General features: G+C 72.2%; 15 protein-coding genes. 11 read left to right on the top strand and 4 right to left on the bottom strand.

The annotated features are described in order from the left end of the window. Window positions 1-58: 58 nt before the first annotated feature. Together BCD49_RS36535 and BCD49_RS36530 are read right to left on the bottom strand one after the other, a co-directional pair. On the bottom strand, window positions 59-757 hold the full coding sequence (locus tag BCD49_RS36535; protein ID WP_007507392.1) for a response regulator: 699 nt from the start codon (window positions 755-757) through the stop codon (window positions 59-61). Then, window positions 754-2,358 carry an ATP-binding protein gene (locus tag BCD49_RS36530; RefSeq protein WP_007507391.1) on the bottom strand — a complete coding sequence of 535 codons (1,605 nt, stop codon included), beginning with the start codon at window positions 2,356-2,358 and terminating at the stop codon, window positions 754-756. Before BCD49_RS36530 ends, BCD49_RS36535 begins: the two co-directional genes overlap by 4 nt. A 226-nt stretch (window positions 2,359-2,584) precedes the next feature. Here BCD49_RS36530 and dctA point away from each other — a divergent pair, with 226 nt between their 5' ends. The 9 genes from dctA to BCD49_RS36480 all read left to right on the top strand — a co-directional run bounded on the left by dctA (window position 2,585) and on the right by BCD49_RS36480 (window position 16,636). Next, window positions 2,585-4,042, top strand: a complete 1,458-nt coding sequence (gene dctA, locus BCD49_RS36525; RefSeq protein ID WP_083401915.1) for a C4-dicarboxylate transporter DctA — start codon at window positions 2,585-2,587, stop codon at window positions 4,040-4,042. A gap of 530 nt (window positions 4,043-4,572) precedes the next feature. Beyond that, complete coding sequence (locus BCD49_RS36520; protein WP_007507388.1) at window positions 4,573-5,559, top strand: hypothetical protein; 987 nt, start codon at window positions 4,573-4,575, stop codon at window positions 5,557-5,559. A gap of 428 nt (window positions 5,560-5,987) precedes the next feature. Beyond that, a complete protein-coding gene (locus BCD49_RS36510) occupies window positions 5,988-7,256 on the top strand; it encodes an amidohydrolase family protein (RefSeq protein ID WP_007507386.1) in 1,269 nt (422 codons plus the stop codon). Between the two features lie 374 nt (window positions 7,257-7,630). After that, the gene (locus tag BCD49_RS36505) at window positions 7,631-8,863 is read left to right on the top strand and encodes an ABC transporter substrate-binding protein (protein WP_071042427.1); all 1,233 of its coding nucleotides are present in this window, start codon (window positions 7,631-7,633) and stop codon (window positions 8,861-8,863) included. Between the two features lie 81 nt (window positions 8,864-8,944). Beyond that, the gene (locus BCD49_RS36500; RefSeq protein ID WP_007507383.1) at window positions 8,945-11,698 is read left to right on the top strand and encodes a branched-chain amino acid ABC transporter permease/ATP-binding protein; all 2,754 of its coding nucleotides are present in this window, start codon (window positions 8,945-8,947) and stop codon (window positions 11,696-11,698) included. Then, window positions 11,695-12,456 carry an ABC transporter ATP-binding protein gene (locus BCD49_RS36495; RefSeq protein WP_007507381.1) on the top strand — a complete coding sequence of 254 codons (762 nt, stop codon included), beginning with the start codon at window positions 11,695-11,697 and terminating at the stop codon, window positions 12,454-12,456. The genes BCD49_RS36500 and BCD49_RS36495 overlap by 4 nt, the downstream gene beginning before the upstream one ends. 71 nt (window positions 12,457-12,527) lie before the next feature. After that, the gene (locus tag BCD49_RS36490; RefSeq protein WP_007507379.1) at window positions 12,528-13,307 is read left to right on the top strand and encodes an SDR family NAD(P)-dependent oxidoreductase; all 780 of its coding nucleotides are present in this window, start codon (window positions 12,528-12,530) and stop codon (window positions 13,305-13,307) included. 181 nt (window positions 13,308-13,488) lie between these two features. Continuing rightward, window positions 13,489-14,133, top strand: a complete 645-nt coding sequence (locus BCD49_RS36485) for a TetR family transcriptional regulator (protein ID WP_007507377.1) — start codon at window positions 13,489-13,491, stop codon at window positions 14,131-14,133. A gap of 151 nt (window positions 14,134-14,284) precedes the next feature. Next, complete coding sequence (locus BCD49_RS36480) at window positions 14,285-16,636, top strand: CaiB/BaiF CoA-transferase family protein (protein WP_007507374.1); 2,352 nt, start codon at window positions 14,285-14,287, stop codon at window positions 16,634-16,636. Between the two features lie 45 nt (window positions 16,637-16,681). On the opposite strand, the gene BCD49_RS36475 is transcribed toward BCD49_RS36480, so the two are convergent. Both BCD49_RS36475 and BCD49_RS36470 read right to left on the bottom strand, forming a co-directional pair. After that, complete coding sequence (locus BCD49_RS36475; RefSeq protein WP_007507373.1) at window positions 16,682-17,446, bottom strand: FadR/GntR family transcriptional regulator; 765 nt, start codon at window positions 17,444-17,446, stop codon at window positions 16,682-16,684. Between the two features lie 211 nt (window positions 17,447-17,657). Then, window positions 17,658-18,770: an acyl-CoA dehydrogenase family protein gene (locus tag BCD49_RS36470; protein WP_007507371.1), complete on the bottom strand. Its 1,113-nt coding sequence runs from the start codon at window positions 18,768-18,770 to the stop codon at window positions 17,658-17,660. A 117-nt stretch (window positions 18,771-18,887) separates the two neighbouring features. Between BCD49_RS36470 and BCD49_RS36465 the strand changes: the two genes are divergently transcribed. Further along, entirely contained in the window at window positions 18,888-19,790 is a 903-nt protein-coding gene (locus BCD49_RS36465; protein ID WP_007507370.1) for an SDR family NAD(P)-dependent oxidoreductase, read from the top strand. A 49-nt stretch (window positions 19,791-19,839) separates the two neighbouring features. Further along, the coding region (locus tag BCD49_RS36460; RefSeq protein ID WP_071042426.1) for an acyl-CoA dehydrogenase family protein at window positions 19,840-20,792 on the top strand (953 nt) is incomplete at its 3' end.

Below are 20,792 nucleotides of genomic sequence, written 5' to 3'. Positions count from 1 at the left end.
CCGGGCAGGCCCGCCTCGGCGAGGCACAGCGGAGCCTGGCCGAGCGGTGCATCGCGGCTCAGTTGCCCGACCAGCGGTAGAGGAACTCGGGGCGGCCGGTGCCGCCGTGGCGTTGGGCGCGGTCGGCGAGATGCTGGCTGGCCAGGTGCTCGAGGTAGCGACGCGCCGTCACCCGGGAGACCTCGACGGCGGCGGCCACGTCGGCGGCGGTCAGGTTGCCGCCGTCCGTGCGCAGGTGCCGGACGACCGCGGCGAGGGTATCGGCCGAGAGCCCTTTCGGGGCCTGGGCAGCCGCCGGTTCCCGCAGCGCGGCGAAAGCCCGGTCCAGGTCTCGCTGGTCCACCGACGGCCCGGCGCCGGACATCTGGCGGCGGTAGTCGGCGTAGCGCTCGAGACGGTCCCGGAACGTGGCGAAGCTGAAGGGCTTGAGCAGGTACTGCACCACCCCGTAGGCGAGGGCGGTGCGCACGACGTCGAGGTCGCGCGCCGACGTCACCGCGATGACGTCGACCGCCGCGCCGTGGGCGCGCAGCGACCGGCACACAGCGAGGCCATTCATGTCGGGCAGGTAGAAGTCGAGGAGGACGAGGTCGACCGGGTGTTGGGCGACGAACCGCAGAGCCGCTGTCCCGCAGTCCGCGACGTCGGCGACCGCGAACCCGGGTAATCGCCGCACGAACGTCCGGTGCGCCTCGGCGAGCAGGGGATCGTCCTCGACGACAAGCGTGCGGATCGGCTCGCCGGCCACGCGCCTCACGGTCGGCCACCGGCTGGCGCGGCGGGAACGGCGGGCCTGGGTAGCCGCACGGTGAAGACCGCGCCGCCGGCCCGGTCGACCTCGTCGGCCGGGCCGGCGGCGCGGTCACGGCCGACCTCGATCCGGCCGTCGTGCCGGTGCACCACCTGCTGTACGAGGGCGAGCCCGAGGCCCCGGCCGTGCGGCGCCTCGGCGATCTTCGTCGACCAGCCGCGCCGGAAGGCTGCCTCGAGGTTCGCCTCGTCGATACCGGCGCCGGTATCGGCGACCCGGATCACCAGCCCGTCGTCGTCGGTACGGACGGAGACGGTGACCCGGCGGGGCGGCTCACCGGCCCCGGCGGCGTCGATCGCGTTGTCCACCAGGTTCCCGACCAGGGTGACCAGGGCGTGCGGCTCGGTGAAGGTGGCATGCACGGCCGTGTCGCCGCTGATGTCCAGCTCGACGCCCCGCTGATGCGCCTGGGCGGCCTTGCCGAGCAGGAGCGCGGCCAGCACCGGCTCGTCGACGGCGGCCAGCAGGCGGTCGGTGAGCACCTGCGACGCGGCGAGCTCGGCGGTGCCGAACTCGACCGCTTCCCGCTCGCGGCCGAGCTCGACCAGGGTGACGACCGTGTGCAGGCGGTTCGCGGCCTCGTGCGCCTGCGCCCGCAGCGCCTCGGTGAACCCGCGGATCGAGTCGAGTTCACCGGTCAGGGCCCTCAGCTCCGTCGTGTCCCGAAGCGTGGTGACCGTGCCCAGCACCTGACCGTCCCGGACCGTCCGCCGCTGGTTCACCGCGAGCACCGCATCGCCGGTCAGGTGTACCTCGTCGTTCGCCACCCGTCCCGAGGTGAGCAGGTCGAGCAGCGAACCGTCGAGGCTGAGGTCGTTCACCGGCCGGCCGGTGGCGTCGGGCGGTAGCTCCAGCAGGCGTACCGCCTCGTCGTTCGCCAGCAGCAGCCGGTGGTGGGTGTCGACGACGAGCAGCCCTTCATGCACCGCGTGCAGGACGGCGTCGTGATGTTCGTACATCCGCGTGATCTCTTCCGGGCCCAGTCCCCTGGTCTGCCGGCGCAGCCGGCGGCTCACCAGGATGGTGCCCCCGGCGGCGAACAGCAGGGCGACGGCCGCGGCGCCCAGCAGGACGACGAGCTTGGCACGCAACGTCCGGCTGACACGGTCCACGGTGATGCCGGCGGCCACCAGCGCGACCACGTGGCGTTGTTCGTCGAACACCGGCACGATGGCCCGCACCGAGGGCCCGAGGGTGCCGGTGTACGTCTCGGTGAACGCCCGTCCCCGCACGGCCGTCTCGATGTGGCCGAGGAACGTGTGGCCGATCTGGCTGGGGTCCGGATGTGTGTAGCGCAGCCCGCGCGGGCTCATGACGACGATGAAGTCGACGCCGGTGTCGCGCCTGGCGGCCTCGGCGCGCGGCTGTAACGCCGGGCTCGGGTCGGGCGCCCGCAGCGCCGCGAGCAGCCCGGGGGAGTCGGCGAAGCTCTGCGCGACGGCGAGTGCCCGGGTGCGGGCGTCCTGGCCCGCGGCGCGCCGGGCGTCCGCGACCAGCGCGCCGGCCGCGGCCACGGCGAGCACAACGATGACCACCACCTGGAGCACCAGGACCTGCGTCGCGACGCTGCGGCGGCCCAGCGACGGCCGTAACCGGCTTGCTTGCACCTGACCAGTGTCGTTGCTGCTCGCCGGACGTCCAGCACCGCGAGGTCCGCCGGCCGTGACCGTTATGAACGAAAGAGCGTTTTCGGCTGTGAGCGGGGTCACCGTACTCGGCATCGAAGAGACCGGTGGCGGCCAGCGGTTGCCGGCCGCCTCGCGAGGAGGACCGATGCCTGCGCCAAGACCGATGCCTCAGCCGGGAACGCCGCACACGCCGGCGGCCAGTTCACCCTCCGCCGCCAGCCCGCGCGTGGCCGCCGCCGGCCGCCGCCGGTGGTACCGGCAGCTGTATCCGTGGGTCCTGCTCGGCATCGCGGCCGGGATCGTGGTCGGCACCTTCGCCCCAGGCGTAGGCGTGGACCTGCAGCCGCTGGGCACCACGTTCGTCGACGCGATCAAAATGATCATTGCGCCAATCGTGTTCTGCGTGGTCGTCGGCGGGATCGCCCAGATCGACGACATCCGGCGGGTCGGCCGCGTCGGGCTCAAGACCCTCGGCTACTTCGAGGTCCTCACGACCGTGGCCCTGGCGCTCGGGCTGGTCGTGATGAATGTGTTCCGGCCCGGTGACGGTGTCCACGCCAACGCCGCCGAGCTCAAGGTGTCGACGACCGTCGCCGGCTACATCAGCCAGGGCCAGGAGCAGGGCTGGGGCCATTTCCTGTCCGACCTCGTGCCGAGCAGCGTGGTCGGGGCGTTCGCGGAAGGGAACGTCCTGCAGGTGCTGTTCTTCGCGGTGCTGTTCGGGATCGCGCTGAAGCTGGTCGGCTCCGCCGCCGCCCCGATCGGGGTGGCCGTCGAACGGCTCGGCAAGGTCGTCTTCCAGGTGCTGCGAATCGTCATGTACGCCGCGCCCGTCGGCGCGTTCGGGGCGATGGCCTACACGATCGGGAAGTACGGCCTGCACACCCTCACCAGCCTCGGCCAGCTGATCGCCATCTTCTACGGCACCTCGTTGTTCTTCGTCCTGGTCGTGCTCGGGGGCATCGCGAAGGCCTGCGGGATCAACATGTTCAAGCTGCTGCGCTACCTGAGGGCGGAGCTGCTGGTGGTGCTGGGCACGTCCTCGTCCGAGTCGGTGCTGCCGCAGGTCATGCGCAAACTCGAGGCCGCCGGGRCGCCCCGGCAGATCGTCGGCCTGACGGTGCCGACCGGGTACTCGTTCAACCTCGACGGCACCTGCATCTACCTGACACTGGCGTCGCTGTACGTCGCGCAGGCGCTGGACGTGCACCTGTCACTGGGGCAGCAACTCGGGATCATCGCCGTGCTGCTGCTGACATCCAAGGGCGCCGCCGGTGTCACCGGATCCGGGTTCATCGTGCTGGCCGCGACCCTGTCCACGGTGGGGACGATCCCGGTCGCCGGCATCATGCTGCTTTTCGGGATCGACAAGTTCATGTCGGAGTGCCGCGCGCTCACCAACGTCTGCGGCAACAGCCTGGCGACTCTCGTCGTCGCCCACTGGGAAGGCGTGCTGGACCGGGAGAAGCTGCGTCGGGCACTCGCCGGTGAGCCGGTCGACGGCGAGTTCGTCGACGAGCCGGCCAAGGGGGTCGGACACCCAGCCGAGCGCCCCGTGCCGGTGGCCGCGGGCCATGCCCTGCCGGTCGGTGGGGCGGGCTGAGAGCAATCAATCCGGGCTGAGCGATGTCGCCGCCGCTGGCCACCGGTCAGCGGCGGCATAGCCCCATGACCACGGCTGCCAAGGCGGACGGTCACAGATCCACACTGAATCCAGTGGTCTTCCACGGTCTAGCGAAAAACAACGGACGTCGGAGTTACTCACCCGGAGCCTCCGACGATCAAACTGGTGTGTCTAGTGGATAAAGAATTCGCATAGCCTATACCGCCGCGTGATCTTCGACCTCTGCGGCCGGACTGGACCAGCCCGCCCGTCGATTTCATTGTCAATGCCCGGGTGACCTTGCGTGACCACGGGATGTGTGCCAGAGCCGATCTTGAAACAGTCCCCGTCGGAAAGATCAGGAACGAGGCAACCGCCGCCCGACCTGAGAGACAGGCAGGTTAAACGACAAGCTAAGACTGGCGGACGGAAAGACCCCGGTCACCTGGGACGACCTTCTGGAGTTCGGCGGAGGAACGCCCGAGGCGTTGGTGGCGAGGTTGTGTCGTGCACCTGCCCGGGACGGCATCATGGCGGGGATGGAATTCGACGAGATCGCCGACGAGTTGTACGGCCTGGCGCCGGGGGAGTTCGTTGCGGCCCGGGGGGAGCGGGTCTCGGCGGCGAAGGCTGCTGGGGACCGGGCGTTGGCCGTGGCGGTGGGGAAGCTTGCTCGGCCGACGGTGGCGGCGTGGCTGGTGAACCTGTTGGTCCGTGCCGAGCCCGAACAGGTGGGCGAGCTGCTGGACCTCGGCGTGGTGTTGCGTGACGTTCAGGCGGCGGGTTCGGGTGACGAGCTGCGCCGGTTGTCGGTCCGCCGGCATGTGTTGATGGCGGCGCTGACGCGCCGCGCCGCCGATCTTGCGGTGGCGGCCGGTCAGCAGGTGTCCGACGACGCTGGTCGCGCGTTGGCTGGCACTCTTGAGGCCGCGCTCGCTGACCCGGGGGCGGCTTTGGCGGTGCGCGCGGGCCGGCTGACTCGGGCGCTGAGCTACGCAGGATTGGGGCCCGTCGAGGCCGTTTCCACCGCGCCGGCGACATCGGAGCAGGCCGGCCTGTCCGGACGCCGACGCCAGGACCGCGGGCAGCCCACCGCAGCCACCCCCACGCCCAGCCCGAAAACCGCGAGCGACACGCGACGCGAGACAGGACGGGGGCCGAGGGTACGGCCGGCCGCTGCCGACCAGGCTCACGAGCGCAAGCTGCGGACCGCCCGCGATGAGCTGGTCGAGGCCGAGCAGACACTGTCCGCCGCCCGGCAGCTGGCCGCGGACCGGGAGTCCACCGTCACCGAAGCCCGTCACGACCTTGCGGACGCTCGACACCACGTCGACGAACTGACCGCCCAACTGGAACGGGCCCGACACGCCGCGGACGCAGCGCACGCCGCCGCCGAGAACGCGGAGCGGGAACTCGCCGAGGCGACGACAGCAGCCCGCGAAGCCGACCTCCGCCGATCCGCAGCGCTGACTGCCCTTGCGCGCCTTCGCGAGCCAACGACTCCCCGGACAGGCTGAGCCCGGCTCCGCCCCCGGCTGCCCACGCCAACGCGGTGATCCAACGGGTCGGCCCGACGGCATCGCTCACGAAACCGGCAGGCGGCATAACCGAACCCGATCTCGGCCACCCGCGGATCAACTACCCGCACCCGGCGCCGTCACGAACCCGAACCGCTCTACTCCACCGAGAACCTGCTGACAGCCGAGGACGCCCTGTTCGCGTTGTACCGCCAAGTCCAGGGCACCGCCGGCGCCGCCCCCGCCTCCTCGCGGACCCGGAGCACCTCGACACGGGCTGAGACCTCGTCGCGCAACGGCGCGCGTCGGATCCGCTGACCCGCGTCACCGGTCGCCGGGCGATCGTGGACTTGTATCGTCAAATCAATTAGCTTATTGTTCTATCTTGACGATGCGGGTTGGCCGCGGGGGACGGAGGTTCTGCTCGCATGACTCCAAAGATCGTCTCGGTGGACGACCACGTCCTGGAGCCGGGTGACCTATGGACCAGCCGGCTTCCGGCCCGCTTCGCCGCGGACGCGCCCGTGCTTCGGCGCGTCCGCGGGCGCTTCGGCACCGGGCCGCGCGGCGCGTGGGAGCAGACCGACGACGGCGGCTGGGCCGACGTGTGGCACTTCGACGGGAACCAGGCAGCGATCCTGCCTGGCTTCGCCGCCGCGGGAAAGGATCAGAACTGGCTGGGCGCCCACTGGGACCCGATGCTCTACGACGACATCCGCCCGGGCTGCTTCGAGCAGTCCGCGCGGCTGGCGGACATGGACGCCAACCACACCGAGGCGTCCCTGGCCTTCCCGACGTTCCCGCGGTTCTGCGGCCAGACGTTCCACGAGTGCGCCGACCGCGAGCTGGGCCTGGCCTGTGTCCAGGTCTACAACGACTGGATGATCGACGAGTGGTGCGCTGGCGCGGGCCACGGCCGGCTCATCCCGCTGACCCTGATCCCGCTGTGGGACCCCGAGCTCGCGGCCGCCGAGGTCCGCAGGTGCGCCGCCAAGGGCTCCTACGCCATCGCTTTCTCCGAGAACCCGACCCGGCTGCGGCTGCCGAGTATCCACACCGGCCACTGGGACCCTCTCTTCGCGGCCTGCGAGGAGACCGGCACGGTGGTGAACCTGCACATCGGGTCGTCCTCGACGTTCCCGGTGACCTCTCCCGACGCGCCGCGGGCGGTGTCGTTGGCGCTCACCTACCAGGGCGCCGCACATGCCTTCTGCGACTGGCTGACCAGCGGTCTGCTGGAACGGTTCGCGACGCTGAGGGTCGCTCTGTCCGAGGGCCAGGTCGGCTGGATGCCCTACCTGCTAGAACGCCTCGACCAGGTGTGGAACGAGCGGCCGGTCTACGGCAACGTCGAGAACCTGATCACCCGGCCGCCGAGCGGCTACCTGGCCGACCGGCTCTACGGCTGCGTCTACGACGACGTGGCCGGCCTGCGGCAGCGAGACGTGATCGGCATCCGCCAGATCATGTTCGAGGTCGACTACCCGCACGGCGACTCGACCTGGCCCCACTCGCTCGCTGTCCTGGAGAAGACGGTGGCCGAGGCGGGCCTGTCCGACGAGGAGACCTGGCTGCTGGCGCGAGGAAACGCGATCCGCTGCTACGGCCTGGAGCGCTTCGGCATCACCGACGGGCGTGACGTTGACGGGCCCGAGCCTGCCGTCGGTCACCCCGACGAGGGCGTGGCCGTTCGCTGACCGCCGTTGAGTGAGCCGTGTCGGCGCGGTACGAGCCGTGCCCACGCGCCCACACGCCCGCGCGGGAGACCAGCGGGAGCGCACATCACCGCTCCTGCTCATGTGCCGGCGCGGCGGTCGCTACGCCGGGGCGGCCGCCGCGTCTTGCCTTACTGCACGCATGCCGCTGACCCATGTGGTGGCTGACTGTTCCGGGGTCGGGAGCCCGCCCGTATCGCAACATCGTTTAAAAAGATAAATCATCTGTCTGATGTCTTGCCAGGTGATCGCAGGGCCCCTACCGTTCCCTCGCACCAGCTCACGGGTCGTCGAGACGCCGGGCTGGGTCGGGGGAGCGGCGCGGGGTCGCGCTGGCCAGAGGAGGCTGGGTAACAGTGAGGTACGGGAAATTAGGCGCCTGGGCCCGGCTGGCGGTTGTCGCCGTCGGTGCTACCACCCTGCTCGCCGCGTGTGGCGGGTCCGACGATCCAAAGGGTGCCCCGACGAGCGAGACGACGGCACCCGCACCCACCGGGTCGCCGATCAACATCGGCGTCATCGGTTCGCTCACCGGGGCGCAGGCAAGCTCCAGCAACCAGGGCGCGACCGTCGRCCCTGCCTGGGAGCGCTACATCAACGAGCAGCTGGGGGGCATCAACGGCCATCCGGTGAAGATCTTCGTTGAGGACGACAAGGGCGACCCCGCGCAGGCCCAGGCGGCAGCCCGGCGACTGGTCGACGACAAGGTGGTCGCGATCGTCGTGTCGTCCGACAACGAGGTCAGCGCCTTCGACGACGCCGTCATCGCCGCCGGGATCCCTCTGGTCAGCGGCACCGCCAACGCGACCGACTGGTACACCAAGGCCGGCATGTACCCGACCGTGACCGACGTGCTGTCCGGTCTGAGCGACCAGGTCTTCGTCGCCAAGAAGTACGGGAAGGCGACCAAGTTCGCGGACCTGTACTGCAGCGAGGTCGCGGCCTGCCAGCAGGCGAACGCGCCGCTGGAGGCCGCCGCCGGCAAGGCGGGCATCGGCTTCACCTCCCTGGCAATCAGCTCCACCGCCACGAGCTACACCGCGGAATGCCTGAAGCTCCAGCAGGAGAAGGTGGACTACGCCCAGCTGAACTTCACCACCGCCGCGGCGTCCAAGTTCGTCCAGGACTGCCAGCAGCAGGGCTACAACCCGACCTTCGGCACCTCTGCCCAGGCCGTCGGCGCGGACCTGCTCGACATCCCCGACTTCACCGCGTTCGGACCGGCCTACGCCTTCCCGTCGCCGTTGAGCGCTCCGGCGGCGACCGCCTTCGTCGCGGCGATGAAGCGGTTCGCGAAGGGTGACAACTGGGCCGAGGGCACCGGCTCCTACACCTGGAGCGGTCTTGAGGCCGTCCACAAGGCACTCGCGTCGGCTGGCGCGACCGTGGCCGCCAAGGACGTCACCGCCGGTCTGAACACGTTCAACGGCGAGACCCTTGGCGGGCTTCTCGCCAACCCGGTGACCTTCACCGCCGGCAAGCCCGTCAGCTTCGGCGCGCACCCGTGCGCCTTCGTCATCGGCATCGCGGACGGCAAGGCGGCCGCACCCGCCGGTGTCGAGACCGTCTGCGCCAACGCCAGCAGCTGATCCCGACGAGCAGTCCGGGGGAGGGCGGGGGCTGTCGCGCCGGCCCTCCCTCCGGGCGTTCGCTCGCGAGAGGTGATTCCCGTGAACGCGTTCTTACCGTTCATCATCAGCGGTATAGCCACCGGCTCCGTCTACGGGCTCGCCGGCACCGGCCTTGTCCTGACGTACAAGACGTCGGGAATCTTCAACTTCGGCTACGGCGCCCTGGCGACCGCCGCCGCCTACCTCTTCTACTGGCTGCACCTGGACCTCGGCCTCGGCGTCTGGCCGGCCCTGGTGGTGTCCGTCGTCGTCGCCGGGCCCGTCCTCGGGCTGGGCATGGAGCGGATCGCGCGCGGTCTCGCGTCGCGGGGCACCGCCATGAAGATCGTCGGGACGGTGGGTCTGATCCTCGTCGTCCAGGGCCTGGCGACCGTCTGGCGAGGCGCCGACACGGTCCGGGTGCGGCACTTCCTGCCGATGGCCAGTCGCAGTTTCCGGGTGGGCGGGGTCAACGTCCAGTACCCGCAGCTGTGGGTCACCCTCGTGGCGATCATTGCCGTGGCCCTGCTGTTCGCGGTCTTCCGCTGGTCGCGGACGGGCCTCGCGATGCGCGCGGTCGTCGACGACCCGGACCTGCTCTCGATGCAGGCCACGAGCCCCGTCCGGGTCCGGCGGATCTCATGGGCGGTCGGCACCACGTTCGCCGCGCTGTCCGGCGTCCTCGTCCTGCCCTTCATCGGCCTCAACGCGATCAGCCTGACGTTCCTGGTGGTCCAGGCGTTCGGCGCCGCCGCCATCGGCGGCTTCGCCAACATCCCGCTCACGTTCGTCGGCGGCCTGCTCCTCGGCGTCGGCTCCGACCTTTCGAAGAAGTACATCCTCGACGTGAGCTGGCTGTCCGGGCTGCCCGCCAGCCTGCCGTTCATCGTCCTGTTCGTCGTCCTCCTGGTCACTCCTAAGAACAGGCTCGCGGGGAGTCCGGCCGCCGAGGCACGACCGCGGCTGCGGTATCACGCGCCGGCTCCGGTCCGGGCCGGCACCGCGGCCGTCGTCGTCGCGGTGCTGGCGCTCGTCCCACTGGTCGTCGGCGCGGACAAGCTCGGGTTCTACACCATCGGGCTGACCCAGATGGTCATCGTCCTTGCGCTGGGTCTGCTCGTGCGCACCTCCGGCCAGGTATCGCTGTGTCAGTCCGTCTTCGCGGCGATCGGCGCGGTCGCGTTCTCCCAGTTCGCCGTCGGTCACGGGATTCCCTGGCTGGTGGCGGTGCTTCTTGGTGCCCTGGTCGCGGTGCCCGTCGGCGCGATCGTCGCGATCCCGGCGATCCGGCTGTCCGGCCTGTTCCTCGCTCTGGCGACGTTCGGCTTCGGGATCCTCGTCGAACGGCTGCTGTACGCGCGTGGGTTCATGTTCACCGTTCTGCAGAACGGCCGCTCGATGCCCCGGCCGTCGCTGGCGACGGGGGACCGGGCCTACTACTACGTCGTGCTGGCGTTCGTCGTCGTCACGGCGCTCGCCATGGTGGCGCTGCACGCCTCCCGGCTGGGGCGCATGCTGCGCGGCCTGGCGGAGGCCCCGATCGCGGTGATGACCATGGGCTTGTCGACGAACACCACCCGGGTCATCGTCTTCTGCATCTCCGCGTTCTTCGCGGCCATCGGCGGCATCCTGTACGGCGGGTCCGTGCACTTCGCGGTCTCCGGCGACACGAACTACACGGCCTTCTACTCGCTGGTCCTGGTGGCGGTGCTCGCGCTGGCCCCGTTCGGCGAGCCGTGGTATGCGATCTTCATCGGCATCACGTCGGCGATCCCGGCCTACGTCACCGGCGCCGACACCACCAGCTGGCTCAACGTCATCTTCGGGTTCTTCGCCGTCCAGATCGCGGTCCAGGGCGGCCACCCGGCGATGCCGGAACGGCTACGGGCCCTGCTCGACCGGTTTGGCCGGCCCGCGCCGGCGCTGGCCGGACCAGCGCCGGCGGCCGCCGCGGCGACCGTTCGGGAGCCCGTCGCCCCTGCCCGCGACCAGGACGCCGCGCCGCGGACCGGGCTCGAGGTGACCGGTCTCGGAGTCCGGTTCGGCGGGCTGGTCGCCGTCGACGGTCTGTCCTTCTCGGCACCGCTGGGCCGCATCACCGGCCTGATCGGCCCGAACGGCGCGGGGAAGACGACCACGTTCGACGCCTGCAGCGGGCTCAACCGCCGGGCTTCCGGCCGGATCAGCCTGCATGGCCAGGACATCACGGGCGTCGGCCCGGCTGCCCGCGGCCGCGCCGGCCTCGGCCGCACCTTCCAGCGGATGCAGCTCGGTGACTCCCTCACCGTCGCCGACAACGTCGCTCTCGGCCGGGAGGCCAGCCTGGCCGGCGGCCACGTCTGGGCCCAGGTGGCGGCGACTCCGCGCCAGCGCCGCGAGAGCCGGGACGCCGCCCTCGCCGCGCTCGACCTGTGCGGCATCGCCGATCTGGCCGATCAGCAGGCCGGGGCGCTGTCCACCGGGCAGCGCCGCCTCGTCGAGCTCGCCCGTGGTCTTGCCGGCCCGTTCGACGTCCTGCTTCTCGACGAGCCCTCCTCCGGCCTCGACCACGCCGAGACGGCGGCGTTCGACGAAGTCCTGCGCAGGGTGGTCGCCGAACGGGGCTGCGGGATCCTCCTCGTCGAGCACGACATGTCCCTCGTCCTCACGATCTGCGAGTACGTCTACGTCCTGGACTTCGGTCGGCTGCTGTTCGAGGGGGAGCCGGCGGCGGTGGCCGCGAGCCCGCTCGTGCAGGCCGCCTACCTCGGATCCGACGCGGTCGCGCAGGGTGCGCCGGCCCTGTCGGCCGTCGCCGAACGGGAGAACGCATGAGCACCGCGAGCCCCGAGGTCGTCTCCGTGGGTGGCCAGGACCCGGCAGAGCCGTCGCGGCTCGAACCGGCCTTGGTCGTGAGCGGCCTGACGAGCGGTTACGACCGGACCACCGTGCTGCGCGACGTGTCGCTGACCGTGCCGGCCGGCGAGGTGACGGCGCTCATCGGCCCGAACGGCGCGGGCAAGAGCACGCTGCTGCGCGCGGTGTGCGGGTTCCTGCCGGCGAGCCGCGGCACGGTCACCCTGCTGGGCCGGGACGTGACGACGCTGGCCACGCACCGTCGGTTCGCCGCCGGCCTGTGCCACGTGCCCGAAGGCAGGGGCGTCTTCCGCTCCCTGTCGGTCCGCGAGAACCTGCGGATGCAGGCGCCTCGCGGCCAGGAGGCCGCCGCCGTGGAGCGCGCGGTCGGGGCGTTCCCGGTGCTCGGCCGCCGGCTGGGGCAGACCGCCGGCACCCTCAGCGGTGGCGAGCAGCAGATGCTCGCCCTGGTGAGCGCCTACGTGCGCGACCCACGGCTGGTGCTCGTCGACGAGGCTTCGCTTGGCCTTGCGCCCAAGGTCGTCGACGAGGTGTTCGCGTTCCTGGCGACGCTGCCCGCGGCCGGCGCCGCGCTGCTGGTGGTCGACCAGTTCGTCACCAAGGCACTGGGGCTCGCGACCACCGCCTATCTCCTGCGCCGCGGCCAGGTCGTCTACGCCGGGCCGGCCGCCGCGCTTGGCGACGCGGACCTTTTCCAGCACTACTCGGGTTCCTGAGCGGGCCGCGGCGGGACCCGGCCGGCGCCGGTCCCGCCGAGCCGGGCTCGCAGGGAGGAAGGAGGCAGGCAATGGGGGAACGTCTCACCGGCCGCGTCGCGATCGTCACCGGTGCCGGTTCCGGTATTGGCAGAGCGACCGCGCTGCGGTTCGCGGCCGAGGGCGCGCACGTCGTCGTCAACGACCTGGCGGCCGACCGCGCGCAGGAGACCGTGGCGCTGGTCGCCAAGGAGGGCGGCAGCGCCCACGCCCACCCGGGCGACGTCACCGGGGCCGGGTTCGTCGCGGCGCTCGTCGACGCGACGGTCGCCGACTCCGGCCGGCTCGACGTCTTCCACAGCAACGCCGGCAATGGCCTGGCGCAGGGGCCGCTGCTGTCGGTCGCCGACGAGGGCTGGCGCGCCGACCTGGAGCTCAACCTGACCGCGATGTTCGTCTGCGTCCGGGAGGCGCTGCGGGTCATGGTTCCGGCCGGCCGTGGCTCGATCATCTGCACGTCGTCGGCCGCCGGGGTGGGCGCCGTCCCCGGGACCGGGCCGTACGGGTCGGCGAAGGCGGGGATCCTCGCCCTCGTCCGCTCCGCCGCCGTCGAGTACGGCGCGTACGGGGTTCGGGTCAACGCGATCGTGCCGGGGTCGGTGCAGACCCCGGCGTTCCGGCACTGGGTCGGCACCGAGGAGCGGCTCGCGGCCTACGGGCGGCAGATACCGCTTGGCCGGATGGCCCAGCCGGAAGACATCGCCGACGCCGCGCTCTGGCTGGCCTCCGACGAGTCGTCCTACGTCACCGGCGTCGCCCTTCCGGTGGACGGCGGCGCCACCGCCGCCCTGCACCAGCCTCATCTGGACTGACGGGCCATCGCCGTGGCGGTCGGCGTGGGCCGGCCACCGCGCTCGGTCCGCTACGGTGGACATCCGTTGACCCTGGCGGTTCCCACCTTCCGCGCGGCCGCGGCGTCCGATCGGCGTCGGGACGCGCACGCCGGACGTTGCGCGCGGCCAGGGTCTCGCGAGGCGGACTCGGGGGTGACTGGTGGTCGACGATCCGGCCGGCTCCAGGCTCGTCGACCGGCAGCGCCGCTTCGCGGAGAGCCAGATCGAGGACGCCGCGATGGCGCTCTTCGTCGAGCGCGGCTTCGACGCGGTGACCGTCCAGGAGATCGCGGAAGCGGCGGGGACGTCGTCGCGGACCTTCTTCCGCTACTTCCCGACGAAGGTGGACGTCGTCCGTGGCTTCCACCGTCGGCTGCTGGACCGGCTGATCCGCGCCGCCCTGGCGCGTCCGGCCGACGAGGACGGGGTGCGCGCGCTGCGGGCGGCCTTCCTGCGGACCGCTGAGATGGGCCCGGCCCAGGTCGAGCGTGTGCTGCGGATCGGCCAGGTTCTCACCGGCAGCGCCGGCGCCGCCGCCCGTGACATCGCCTACGAGACCCGCTGCGCCGATGAGCTTGCCACGTTCGTCGGGAGCCGTCTGCCCGGCGAGGCCGAGGGCGGGGTGACGTCCCGGGTCGTGGCGGTCAGCATGCTGGCCACCGCGCAGGCCGTCTTCGCCAGCTGGCTCGCGGCACACGGTGAGCGGAGCCTGACCACGCTGCTGACCGAGGCGTTCGACGTCCTCGACGCCGGGTTCGGATCGACGCGCCACCCCAGCGCGGCCGCGTCGCGACGGCCCCTGTAGCGACCCGGCACCGACGGCACTCGTCTGGCGCGCCCGGCCACCTTCGGCACGCGTCACCGTCGCGACCGGGAACGGTTGGACGCCTGCGCCCCAAGCCCGAGAGAAGGCTATTATTTAGCTAACTAATTGTGCGATGTTGGGGGCTATCGTGATGGAGGCGAATCCGGCTCCAGCGGCGCTCGACGGGTGGTTCCGGCCACTGGCCCGCGTCCGGGTGCTCGACACCGGCCGTTGGGTAGCGGCGCCGTGGTGCGCGCAGGTGTTGTCCTGGCTGGGCGCGGACGTGTCGCGGCTCGAACCGCCGGGCGGCGACCCGCTGCTGGCCCTCGCCGACGGCCCGGTGTCCTCGGCGCGCTGCCTGTACGACGACGCCAACCGCGGCAAGCGCGTCCGCACGGCGCGTACCCCGCAGGAGTACGCGGAGTCGCTGCGGGCGGGCGCCGCCGCCGCCGACGTGCTCGTCGACGACCACACCCCGGCCGAGCTCGCCGCGCTCGGCGTCGACCTGGCCGAGCTGACCCGGCGGTACCCGGCGCTGGTGGTCGTCTCGGTCACCGGCCATGGCCTTACCGGCGCCACCGCGGATCGTCCGGCCTGCGAGCTGACCGCCTACCACGCCGGCGGCGAGGGCGCGACGCTGCCGAGCGAGAACGTCTACCGGCTGTTCCCCGACCGTCCGCCGGTTCGGGCCGGCCGCTTCCTCGCCGACCACGACGCGGGTCTCACCGCCGCGGTCGGCGCTCTCGCCGCCCTCGTCGGCCGGCGGCGCCGAGGCACCGGCGACGTCGTCGAGGTCGCCGGCGACCAGGTCGAGCGAGGCCTCAACCGCACGACGCTGTCCCGGGCCTGGTTCGAGGGCCGCGACTACGACCGGACCTACCGTGGCTACGACTACGCCGGCGCGCTGCGCTGCCTCGACGGCTGGGTCGCGATCCGCCCGGTCGAGGAGCGGCACTGGCGTTCCTTCTGCCAGGTCCTCGGCCGGCCCGACCTGGCCGGCGACCCGCGGTTCGCCGACCGTGGCCGCCGCTACGACAACGCCACAGCGCTCACCGGGGAGCTGGAGTCGTGGACGTCGACGGTGACCCGCGACGCGGTCCGGCGCGTCCTGCTGGAAGCCGGCTGTCCCGGCGGCCCGTTCCTCGAGCCCGCCGAGCTCGCCGCCGACCCGGCGATCGCCTCCCGTCACCTGCTCGGGCCGGTCGCCGGCGGCGGGGTGGCGCCCGTGCGGTCCTTCCTCGTCCGGCCCGTTGAAAAGCGGTTCGCCGGGGCGGAGACGCAGGCCACCCCACCTGCGCCGGCGGTCTCGCGGGCGGCGGACCCGCGGGCGCTGGCGGCCGGGCAGCTGCCGCTGAGCGGGCTGCGGGTCGTCGACCTGACCTGGGTCGCCGCCGGTCCGTACGCCACCGAGTTGCTGGCGTTCCTCGGCGCCGACGTCGTACGGGTCGAGTCCCCGACGGCACCGGACCTGTTCCGTCGGGACATGGCCAACGCGGGAGCCGATCTCGACTCGTCGATCCGGTTCATGGACCTCAACCAGGCCAAGAGCTCGGTGCTCGCCGACCTCAAGTCGCCCGCTGGCCGGGAGCGCGTTCTGCGTCTCGTCGAGGCGGCCGACGTGCTGGTCGAGAACTACCGGCCGGGCGTGCGCGACCGGCTCGGCCTGGGCGACGAGGTGCTGCACGCCCGCCGGCCCGACCTGGTCGTCCTGTCACTGTCCGGCTTCGGCACGGACGCTCTGGACGCCGACCGGCCGGGCTACGCCTCCGTGTTCAACGCCGAGGGCGGCCTCGGCGCCATGACCGGGTATCCGGACGCACCACCATCGGACATTCGCGACACCAACGACCTGCGCGCGGGCACCAACGGTGCGCTCGGCATCCTCGCCGGCCTGCTGCACGCCTGGGACGGCGGCGGTGGGGTCACCGTCGACGCGGCGGCCCGAGACGCACTGGTCGTGCTGCAGGGTCACCTGGTACTGGCGGCCTCCCGGGGCGGCCGCCCGCTGCGCGCCGGCAACACGGTCGACTTCGCCGCCCCCTACGACTGCTTCCCGACGCTGGACCGCAGGTGGGTGGCGGTGGGTGTCCGCACCGACGACGAATGGGCCGCCCTCGCGGGCCTGCTCGGCCCGGCCGCGGCCGAACCGGCCCTGCGCACGTCGAGAGCCCGCGTGGCGCGCAGGGCCGAGGTCGACGCCCTGGTCGCCGCCTACACCAGCCGCCACGACGCGGCGTCGCTCGTCGCCCGGATGGCGGCGGCCGCGGTGCCGGCGGGCCTGTCAGCGGCCGCGAGCGACCTTGCCGCGGACCACGGTCTCGTGGCCCGAGGCGCGCTGCGCCTGGTCGAGCACCCGCGGCTGGGCCGGCTCACCCTGGTCGGTTCGCCGTTCCGGCTGCTCTCCTGCCCGGACCCCGACTACCCGCGGCCGCCGCTGCTCGGTGAGCACACGGAGAAGATCGAGCAGCGGTGGGGCGTCACGTCCCGGGTCGCGGCCCCCTGACGGCGCGGAGCGACCTCCCACAGGCCGCGACGGGCTCGTGGAGGGTCAGGTCAGCAGCAGGTCGAGCGCCGTCTCGGCGGGCAGGTCCTCCAGCAGGAACGCGGCCACCGTCGTCAGGTGGCGGTTCCAGTAGGCCTCGACCTCGGCCGGCTCGCCGCCGTCCTTGAGGATCTCGACGAGCCGGACGTGGCTGCGGTGCGTCCGCGCCCGTTGCGCCTCCGAGTCGGCCTTGCGCCGGTGGACCTCGCTCGACGACGCGACCGCCGCCTCGACGATGTTGTAGAGCATCTGGACCAGCAGGCTGAGCGTGTCGCTGCCAGTCAGCTCGACGACGCCCAGGTGGAACGCCTCGTCGGCGGCGAGGAACTCGTCGTCCTGGCCGGCGCCCAGCGCCGCCGCCTCCGTGCCGAGCAGCTCCTCGAGCCGCGCCACGGCCGCGTCCCGACGCGCGCCGGCCAGCATGCCGGCCGCCTTGGACTCCAGCAGCGCGCGGACCGCGTACACGTCGGTGAGCGTGGCCCGCCGGTGCTGCAGGATCGCCCCGGCATAGCGGGAGGCCGCCGCCGTGTCCGGCACCTGTACCCGCGCCCCGCCGTTGGCGCCCCTGCGGACCTCGATGAGCCGTTCGGCCTCCAGGATCCGGAACGCCTCACGCATCGTCGGCTTCGACACCCCGAACTGGGTCGACAGGACGGTCTCGCTCGGCAGCACCGCGCCAGGTTCCAGGGTGCCGCGGATGATCTGCTGTCGCAGCTGGCCCGCGATGAGCTCGCCGGCCTTGGGAGCCCGGACTCGGCTGGGATTCGGCACGCCGTCCTCCGATCGCCTGGCCACCCGCGGGCGCGGCCGGTGGGACGGCCTGTTTCTCTAAATGAGATGTACAAGTAGAAGTCTATCCGCACGCTGGGCCACCACTGGGGCGGCGTCCCGGCATCTCGGGTCCGCGAGGGTGTCCACCAGATCGGTTCGCCTCCGGTGGGCGCTCGGCGGGTGATCCGCAGGCTGACGGGCGTACCCGCAGCTAGATGCCGACCCGCTGGGCCAACAGCTCCCGGTGGTAGGTCGGGTCGCCGAACAGCAACTGGGAGCTCTTCGCCCGTTTGAAGTACAGGTGGGCGGGGTGCTCCCAGGTGAAACCGATGCCGCCGTGGATCTGGATGTTCTCACCCGCGCAGCGGAAGTAGGCGTCGGAGCAGAAGGTCTTTGCGACGCAGGCGACGGCGGGAAGCTCCTCGTTCAGCTCGCCGGCGGCCCACAGGCCGTAGTAGGCCGCCGACCGGGCAGACTCGAGATCGACGAGCATGTCGGCGCACTTGTGCTTGATGGCCTGGAACGAGCCGATCGGGCGGCCGAACTGAACGCGGACCTTCGCGTAGTCGACGGCCATCTCCAGTACCCGGGCGGCGCCGCCGACCTGCTCCGCGGCCAGCCCCACGGCGGCGAGGTCGAGAACCCGTGACAGCACCGGCCAGCCGGCGCCCTCGGCGCCGAGCAGCCGCGCCGGCGTCTCGTCGAAATCGAGCCGCGCCTGCCTGCGGGTCATGTCCATCGTGGGCAGCGCCTGGCGGCGCAGGCCCGGCGCGTCGCCGGCCACGGTGAACAGGCTGACGCCAGCACCGGTCCGGGCGGCGACGACGATGAGGTCGGCGGTGTGGCCGTCCAGGACGTAGGTCTTGGACCCGGACAGCGACCAGCCGCCGTCGCGGGGACGTGCGGACGTCGTGACGCCGCCCTCGTCCCAGCGGCCCGAGTCCTCGGTGAGCGCCAGGGTGCCACGCAGGGAGCCCGAGGCCAGGCCTGGCAGGTAGTCCTTCTTCGCGGCGTCGTCGTCGGCGAGCAGCACCGCCGAGGTCGCCAGCACCACGCTGGACAGGTAAGGCGCGCACAGCAGTGCCCGGCCGGCCTCCTCCAGCACGATGCCGATCTCGACGAAGCCGTAGCCCGCGCCGCCGAACTCCTCCGGCACGGCGAGGCCGAGCAGGCCGAGCTCGCCGAGCTGCGCCCAGACGGCCGGGTCGAATCCGGTCTCGGTCTCCATCAGGCGGCGGACCTCGGTCTCCGGCGAGGCGTCGCCCAGCAGGTCACGGACCATCTGGCGCAGCTGGTCATGCTCCTCGCTGAACGCGAAGTTCACGGGTTCTCCTCCGCCGTCAGTCGGCCACGGGCGTGCTGGCCTCAGCCCAGGCACCTCATTATGCTTAGTCTAGATAGATAAGTTAACTGATTGACTCGTGATCTGGGAGGGTTGCCCGTGGGCATGCTCGACGGCAGGGTGGCGATCGTGACCGGCGGCGGGCGCGGCCTCGGCCGGGCGCACTGCCTGGCACTGGCGGCGGCCGGCGCGACGGTCGTGGTCAACGACCTCGGGGCCGGCCTGCACGGCGAGGAGACACCTGAGTCCCCGGCCCAGGAGGTCGCCGCCGAGATCTCCGCGGGCGGCGGGCGAGCTGTCGCCGATCACGGCTCGGTCGTCGACTGGGCCGCGACCGAGGCGCTGGTCGAGCGCACCGTCAAGGAGTTCGGCCGCCTCGACGTCGTCGTCAACAACGCCGGCATCATCCGCGACCGGATGCTGTTCGCGACGACCGAGGCCGACTTCGACGCTGTCATCGCGGTCCACCTCAAGGGCTCGTTCGCGCTCACCCGGCACGCCTGCGCCTACTGGCGGGCCACCGCCAAGCGGGGCGAGCCGGTCAGCGGCCGGATCATCAACACCACCTCCGGCACCGGCCTGTTCGGCACGGTCGGCCAGGCCAACTACGGCGCGGCCAAGGCCGGCATCGTCAGCCTCACCACCATCGCCGCGATGGAGATGCGCCGCTACGGCGTCACGGCCAACGCGATCTCCCCGCTGGCCGCGACCCGGATGACCGCCGGCATCGCGCTCGGCGCCGAGGCGGCGGACGGCGGCTTCGACCCGCGCGCCCCGGAGAACGCCTCCGGCGTCGTCGTCTACCTCGCCTCGGAGGCCGCGGCCTGGGTCACCGGCCAGGTGTTCCGCGTCGACGGCAACCGGGTGCAGCGCCTGCGCGGCTGGGCCGTCGCCGGCGAGTACGTCGGCACCGCGGGCGGCGCGGTGAGCGCGCAGGAGCTGGTCGACGGGCTGCCGCCCGTTCTCGGCGTCGCCCCGACGGGGCGGGTCGCGCTCGCGTGACGCGCGCGGCCCACCCGCGCGGCGCCGGCGGCCACGGACAGGAGACCTCATGGACATGAACGACGGCCCGGCGGACGCGGAGTTCCGGGCCGAGGTGCGCGCCTGGCTCGCCGACCACCTGGTCGGCGAGTTCGCCGACCATCGCGGCGTCGGCGGCCCGACCGACGACGAGCACTGGGACCTGCGGCTGGCCTGGGAGCGCCAGCTGGCCGACGCCCGGCTGCTCAACATCAGCTGGCCCGAGGAGTACGGCGGCCGCGGCGGCACCGTCGAGCAGGAGATCATCTTCCTGCAGGAGCACGCGGCCGCGGCCGCGCCGTACTGGGTCGGCGTCCAGGGCCGGGACCTGTTCGGCCCGACGCTGCTGCGCCACGGCACCCCCGCCCAGAAGGCCCGCTTCCTGCCCGCGATCACCCGGGCCGAACAGTTCTGGGGCCAGGGCTTCTCCGAGCCCGGCGCCGGCTCCGACCTCGCCGGGCTGCGCACCCGCGCCGTCCGCGACGGCGACGAGTGGGTGATCGACGGGCAGAAGATCTGGACGACCTTCGGCGACACCGCCGACTGGCTCTACGTGCTGTGCCGGACCAACCCGGACGCCCCGAAGCACCGCGGTATCTCGATGCTGCTGGTCCCCGCCGACCAGCCCGGCGTCGACATCCGGCCGATCCGCAACATCGTCGGCAGCCGGGAGTTCTGCGAGGTGTTCCTCACCGGCGCGCGGACCGCCGCCGACCTGGTGGTCGGCGAGGTCGACGGCGGCTGGAAGGTCGCGATGGGCACCGTCGGCGCGGAACGGTTGCTCACCACGCTGCCATACCAGTACATGTTCGCCCGCGAGCTGCGCTCGCTCGTCGACGTGCTGCGCGACCGTGGCCGCACCGCCGACCCGCTCGTCCGCCAGCGGCTCGCGGACGCCTGGATCGGCCTCGAGGTGGTCCGCTACACCAACCTGCGGATGATCGGCACGCTCACTCGGACGGGCGACCTCGGCTCCGAGTCGTC

This window comes from Pseudofrankia sp. EUN1h (assembly GCF_001854645.1).
Taxonomy (GTDB): domain Bacteria; phylum Actinomycetota; class Actinomycetes; order Frankiales; family Frankiaceae; genus Pseudofrankia; species Pseudofrankia saprophytica.
The sequence above is the reverse complement of the archived record's forward strand: the minus strand, read 5'-3'. Positions and strand labels throughout refer to the sequence as shown.